The organism is Inquilinus limosus MP06, from assembly GCF_000767795.1.
Taxonomy (GTDB): domain Bacteria; phylum Pseudomonadota; class Alphaproteobacteria; order DSM-16000; family Inquilinaceae; genus Inquilinus; species Inquilinus limosus_E.
Window position 1 is genome coordinate 1 of record NZ_JANX01000966.1, and the last position, 1,356, is coordinate 1,356.

The 1,356-nt window shown below is 69.1% G+C and carries 2 protein-coding genes; both read left to right on the plus strand.

Features of this window, described 5'->3' with window-relative positions; genetic code table 11:
• Nucleotides 1-103 precede the first annotated feature (103 nt).
• A complete protein-coding gene (locus P409_RS34450) occupies nucleotides 104-688 on the plus strand; it encodes an ANTAR domain-containing response regulator (protein ID WP_034849401.1) in 585 nt (194 codons plus the stop codon).
• Nucleotides 689-996: 308 nt separating this feature from the next.
• Nucleotides 997-1,356: ABC transporter substrate-binding protein (locus P409_RS34455; RefSeq protein WP_161790532.1), on the plus strand; the 360-nt coding region annotated here is incomplete at its 3' end.

Consider the following 1,356-nt stretch of genomic DNA (forward strand, 5'->3'; position numbering starts at 1 on the left):
GGCGGTGATCCGGTAGCCGCGGCCCGCACGGCGTAGGCCGGCCTCTGCGCAGTGGTCCGGAACTTGCTGGGACGGGCATCGGTTCCGCTGCCCCTGCCCCCGAATGATCCTGCGCATCCTTCTGGTCGATGAGAACGCCGAGCGCCGCCGCCTGGTCGAGGCGGCGCTGACCGCGGCCGGCCATGGCGTGGTCACCACCGCCAGCGGCACCGAGAACCTGCTGGCGCGGGTGCGCGAGATCGAGCCGGACGTGATCATCGTCGACCTCGACGCCCCCAACCGCGACGCGCTGGAGCATATGCGCAGCGTCAACCGCGAGCGGCCGAAGCCGATCGTGATGTTCGTCGACCAGAGCGACGACGCCGCGATCGGCGAGGCGATCCGCGCCGGGGTCAGCGCCTATGTCGTCGACGGCCTGAGCCCGCACCGGGTGAAGCCGGTGCTGGAGGCCGCGATCGCCCGCTTCCAGGCCTTCCACGCGATGCGCGAGGAGCTGGAGAAGACCCGCGCCACCCTGGCCGAGCGCAAGCGGATCGAGCGCGCCAAGGGCATCCTGATGCAGCAGCGTGGCATGGCCGAGGACGAGGCGTACCGCGCCCTGCGCAAGCTGGCGATGGACCGCGGCAAGCCGCTGGCCGAGATCGCCGAGCAGGTGATCAGCATCAGCGAACTGCTGTCCAAAGATTAGGCAGATCCAATTTCGCCGCTTTTTTGCGCATTGCACAATTGCGGAGCAGAATCTTGCCGCAGTGCAGCATGGCCCGAGTGACCATCTCCGATCGCTGAATCGGCCGCTGCCCTCGCCCCTCGATCACGATCACTGGCAGCGCGGCAACTGGCACGTCGTTTGCATATCAATCAGGTGACGACGGGCAATGGCGTCCGTCCGACCATATTCAGGGCGGCCCGATGCCGGGCCCCCGGACCGGGCAAAGGCGTCCGAGGACTGCGGATCTTCCGCAGGCTCTCGGGCGCCTTTTCGTTTTGGAGCGGCTGATGACGGACACCCGCACAGACCTGATCCTTGGCTTCGTGCCGCTGGCCGACTGCGCGCCCCTGATCGTGGCGGAGCGGAAGGGCTTCTTCCGCGAGGAAGGGCTGTCGGTCCGGCTGTCGCGCGAGAGCAGCTGGGCCAGCCTGCGCGACAAGCTGGTCTGCGGCCTCCTGGACGGCGCCCATATGCTGGCGCCGCTGCCGCTGGCGATCTCACTGGGGCTGAGCGGCCCGAAGACGCCGATGCTGGTCGGGCTGTCGCTGAACCTGAACGGCAACGCCGTCACCGTCTCGCACGCCCTGGCGGCGGAGATGGCGGCGGCGGATCCGGAAGGCGCCGCCACCGGCTCGGCCAGCGCGGTC